Annotated in this window: 3 protein-coding genes and 1 pseudogene; all 4 read right to left on the minus strand. The window is 37.9% G+C overall.

Annotation, left to right across the window (positions count from 1 at the left end; all coding sequences use genetic code 11):
- A pseudogene (locus LG003_RS22265) lies at positions 1-481 on the minus strand (IS30 family transposase); the annotation flags it as partial.
- Between the two features lie 32 nt (positions 482-513).
- Entirely contained in the window at positions 514-1464 is a 951-nt protein-coding gene (locus LG003_RS22270) for a hypothetical protein (protein ID WP_262981670.1), read from the minus strand.
- A gap of 559 nt (positions 1465-2023) precedes the next feature.
- Positions 2024-3520: a hypothetical protein gene (locus LG003_RS22275; protein WP_112879565.1), complete on the minus strand. Its 1497-nt coding sequence runs from the start codon at positions 3518-3520 to the stop codon at positions 2024-2026.
- 653 nt (positions 3521-4173) lie between these two features.
- Positions 4174-5607 (minus strand): Ig-like domain-containing protein (locus LG003_RS22280; RefSeq protein WP_262981671.1); only part of this gene is annotated, 1434 nt, incomplete at its 5' end.

The raw sequence follows: 5607 nt of genomic DNA on the forward strand, positions 1-5607 counted from the left end.
TTCCGGGCGTTCATCAATACTGACCCGGTTTTTAATTTTGCCTCTTCTTTCATAGCTACCATAACGTTTACGATAGGGTTTTCTGGCAATTCGCAGATGTTGCCATAAATCACCCCCCCTCTATTTTATCTTTATAAATCAGTCTATAAATTGTCTCATGATGCAAAGATATCCCTTTATGTTGCTTTAAATAATCAGCCACCTGTTCAGGACTTAAGTCTTTCCAAATTAACCGTTTTATCCATTTTTTTACTTCCGGCGTTATTTTCACGGCTTTCTTAGCAAAATGACGACGAGCCAATACCTTCAAATGAGCCTGTTCAGGGCAGTATGTCTGGACTTCTTGATTTCTCTTCAATTCTCTGCTGATGGTCGATGGGCTTCGCTTAAGTGACTCAGCAATGAAAAGCTGTGAAAAACCCGCTTCTCTTAAACTGGAAATCTGGTATCTTTCTGTTTCGGTCAGTTGTGTATAGGCCATAGTGCATTTTCCTTTGGCGAGAAAGATGCCTACTATAGCAACTGACCGCCCTTCTGAAAAATTGCACTTATTAGTCGAATCTGCCTTTCATTATTACCTTCTTTGATCATTAAAAAAATTCTATCTTTCAGTTTAACATCTTCATAGAACGGGATACTTACATGAAAACCTGTACTGCTATTTCCTACTGATGGCGTTAACCTATCACCATTCAATTCTTCAATATCTGGCACCGCGAGCGTTGGATTAATGTCTTCTGTGATAAACAGAATATTTGATGAAGATTTCTTTGAAAAATCCGGCAATTCTGTAAACATATCAACCGCATAGTTCCCCCTCCCTTTCTGACTGGGGAAAATCCTTAGAGCAATAAAACCTTTTTTATCCGTATTAATATAATATTTATTACTATTTAATTTTCGAATAAAAGGAGATATTTCTTCCGTAATTTGTCCTCCATCATACCCAAAAATACGCACTATCCTATCCGTTACCAGAGGAATTTGAAAATAGGGTAACGGCTCATTTGTTTTACTCAAAGCGTATAGATTAATAAGCAGACTACCATTAAATTCAGAAGGTCGTTCATCATCCGCTGCCGGAGATAAGTCTTTTATCAACGAATCGCCAATAATGATAGGCTCAAACGCTGCATGTGAAAAACCATTTTTATCAATAGGATGAAATGCAATTTCTAATTTAGCATCAGGGTCCGTAACCTTATCCATTGAAAATGTTATGGTGAAATCACGGGCACCCGAATTAGCAGTAATAACAAATTTCGCAGTGCAGATATTATTTTCGACATCTCTTGAAATACAAGGGATCTTATCAAAACGGGTATCTTCTGAGGTACTATACACTATGTCAGTCGTTTCCGTTACTTTATTAGATTCATCACCTGAATAAGTCACAGTGATAACAACCGGGCACTCTTCTAAAACCGTTATTCCTGAAACGATATCTGTTGTAAGTGTCGACATATTAAACCTCATATTAAAGTTAAACATCTATAAGTAACAAACACTTAATTTTCTATCAAAATAATGCGTTTATACAACGATGCTTATTATCTATTACCTCCTTCCTGTTTATCACATAAATAAATTATTTACTTTAGCTGTTAAAGTAATAGCAATAAATCCACCACTCATAACATAAGATTTATATCCAAGCATACCCGACATAGTTACAATATATCTGGAGTTAAGATTACGGTAATTATTAAATCACTTTTCACCATGCCTGACATTATTCATACTGCCACCATTAGTTCCATGATTCCTTGGTTGAAAATAAAATAACAACGATTAATAAAGCATTATAGCTCGGTAATAAAGAAATCGCCAGTTCACCAATAAGCAACATGTCCGGAAAAATGGAAAACGCTTACGCATTCTCCATAAACAGGTAAAAGCTCAATCCGTTAAATTTGTTATCCTACTGGAACCATATCAATGTATCCAAACCAAACCTTAAATTCCTTTTTGCCTACGCTGTAAGTGATATAAACTGAGCCTGGCGTACCACCACGATATGAGTCTACGGAACAGTATCAATGTATCCAAACCAAATCTTAGATTCCTTTTGGCCTACGCTGTAAGTGATATAAACTGAGCCTGGCGTACCATCACGATATGAATCTATATTAGTAAAAGACGCTTGACCAAGCGGAATAATAGCCTCTCCAGTCGCCACTTCATCGGCAGTTACCGTATGAGGAACAACAGAATAAAGTTTCGAAGATGGATTCTCACTGATAATACCATTAACGTAAATACGTATATTGATAACATTATTTACCTCTATTCCACTTTTTTTATCCACAGTAATATGGGCATCTAATCCTCCGCCTAAGATATCATTAAGATTGATCCAAGCTGGCCAGCCAAATTCCATCTGTAGCATATGACTAAAAATTCTGGGTCTCGCTAATATACGATTAATCTCTGGTGGTACATTTGGTGCTGACCTCGTTAGATTAAAATAGAGGGCAGATGACATAGTGATATTTCCCGTTGTATCAGCCCTATAATAATATAACTCATTACCACCAATATTGGGAACACTGGCATATGGAACTAAAATAAACGGATTATTCAACTGATTCAGATCAGTAATTACGACAGACGCACTTGGTGTTTCGTAATTATCTTCTTTGATCATTAAGAAAATTCTATCTTTCGGTCTAACACCTTCATAGAATGGAATACTCACATGGAAACCTGTACTACTATTTCCTACTGATGGCGCTAATTTATTACCATTCAACTCTTCAATATCTGGCGTTGCAAGCGTTGGGTTAATATCTTTTGTAATAAACAGAATATTCGATGAAGATCTCTTTGAAAAATCCGGCAATTCTGTGAATATATCAACCGCATAATTCCCATTCCCTTTCTGACTGGGGAAAATCCTTAAAGCAACAAAACCGTTTTTGTCCGTATTAATATAATATTTATAACTACTTAACTTTTGAATAAAAGGAGATATTTCCTCCGCAATGTTTTTTCCATCGTACCCAAAAATACGCACTATTCTATCCGTTACCAGAGGAATTTGAAAATAGGGTAACGGCTCATTTGTTTTACTCAGCGCATATAGATTAATAAGGAGGCTGCCATTAGATTCAGAAGGCTCCTCATTATCCGCTGACGGAGATAAGTCTTTTATCAGCGAATCGCCAATAATGATAGGTTCAAATGCTGCATATGAAAAACCATTTTTATCAATAGAATGAAATGCAATTTCCAATTTAGCATCGGGGTCCGTAGCCTGATCCATTGAAAATGTTATGGTGAAATCACCGGCACCAGAACCAGCAGTAACAACAAATTTCGCAGTACAGGTATTTTTCTCAACATCTCTTGAAATACGAGGGATATCATCAAAACTGGTATTTTTCGGGTTCTCGTACACTATGTCAGTCGAATCCGTTACTTTGTGAGTCTCATCGCCTGAATAAGTCACAGTGATAACAACCGGGCACTCTTCTAAAACCGTTATTCCTGAAATTATATCTGCTGTAAGTGTCGACATATTAAACCTCATATTAAAGTTAAACACCAACAAGTAACAACCACCTAATTTCTATCAAAATAATGTTATTCTACAATGATGCTGACTACCTATTATATCCTCCCTACTTCCCACATAAATAAACTATTTACTTTAGCCATTACTGTAATAGCAATGTATTCTTTATCCAAAAGGTATCATAAAGTGGGATACAGTGCTTTCTCCACATATTCCTTGATTAATGTATGAGGATCAATAGTAATAAATACTTAATCCAACTCCTCTCACATAATACCATCAGCGTAAACATTCATATTAATAATATCATCTACATTAATTTCAGTGAATAATTAAATAATTACTTTTCCCTCGCTGTCCAAGTTTTAAATAACCTTGGTGAGTAAAAATTCTAATTACAGCTAATGTACGAGAAACCTCTGTGATCGCTCATTAGAGGCTGAATCTGTTAAAATAACGAGAAGATAACATGGCTACGTTTTCACTATAAGTCACAGTAATGACAATTGGACACGCTTCTAAAACCATTATTCCTGAAACTATATCTGCTGTAAGTGTCAACATATTAAATCTCATATTAAAATTAAACACCAATAAGTAACAAACACCTAATTTCCTATCAAAATAATGCTCTTCTATAAATGATGCTTATCCCCCTACTCCTCACATAAAACCACATAAGCATTTGAAGCTAAACCACTATTATCCAACAAATGAGCCTGAATTTTTGTATCATCTATTTGTAGCCCCCCCATTCTTATTGCCGCCTGACTGAATCCTTCAGTTGGGTCACCTAATAAACCCTTATCAATAAGATTTAAATCCAAATTATTGACCAGATAATCAATTGAGCTACCAAGATCACGCTCTTGTATCCTATCTCCTCTTGTACAACGAGCTAAAGGCTGCCTCTTGTCAATACGACTATTCAAGTCAGGGTAACCAATTCCCGGCCCTATCGGGTTAGGATCAAAAATTATAAAATGGTTAATTTTCACATCAGGAATAACATATTTTAAATACCGACCAGATTCTGGGTGTGTAAACGTTGCAGTTAATGTAACCATTCCTGCTTTTTTAACTTGAAAACGCTCTCTATCCACATCAATTACGTTCCTATTACTTGAATCATATACTCCAATATAACCACCAGATATTCTTGCTTTTCCAGGCAAATACTCAGGTTTAAACTTCATTCCTTGCCAGCCAAAGTTCATTCTTTCCTTTGGTACTGAACGCCCGAGCGATTCTCCATCTTTATGGTGATAATCCAATATAAAGAAGTTAGCAACATCCTGCTCATTAGCCTTAATTTCCACCGTCTTATTCTTAGAGCCAACAGATAAATCATTCACTTTAGCCGTTACCATAACAGCAACAAACCCGCCGCTTTTGCTATATATCTGGTACTGAGCTTTCCCATCAGCATCTGTTTTACCATCACCCACTACCTGAGTAACCAAGTTTTTATCAGTGATGGTAACTCCCTTACTATTTGTTGCACTCCAGGCCACCGCAACACCGCTTTTCGCCTGCCCGGAAAAATCTTTTACTGTGGCAGTAAAGGTGTAAGTATGCCCCTCGCCTTCTCCTTCTGTTACGTGATCTGGGCTAACAGTCAGAGAAGCAAGCTCATCAGGACCGATAAAACTGACTTTTTTATCCACCTTCACCGGCGTCTGCTGGGTAGCCGTTTTTGCGGACATTTGCACATCAATCGCTACCACTGTACTACTTAACGTTACAGTGACCTGTCCCTGCGCATTACTCACCGAATTGTTCTGCTTCGTCAGTTTTAACCCGTCAACCGCTGGATCTGTCTGCCAATCGATATCGATCGGTTTATCCACCACCAGATTGCCATACGCATCTTCCACCGTCGCCGTGAAGGTGTAAGCATCAGTGCCTTCGTTGTAGAGCGGGCCTTCTTTGTCCACCGTTACGCGGGTGACATGATAACTGAGGCTCAACTCTTCAAAACTCACCGGGCTATCAGCTTTTATCCATGACTGATTCGCCGCCGTCTTCGCCGACACCTGCACATCCGTCACCGCCGCCGTGCTGGTTAACGTCGCCGTCACCTGTCCCTG

The organism is Photorhabdus kleinii (assembly GCF_025384885.1).
GTDB lineage: Bacteria > Pseudomonadota > Gammaproteobacteria > Enterobacterales > Enterobacteriaceae > Photorhabdus > Photorhabdus kayaii.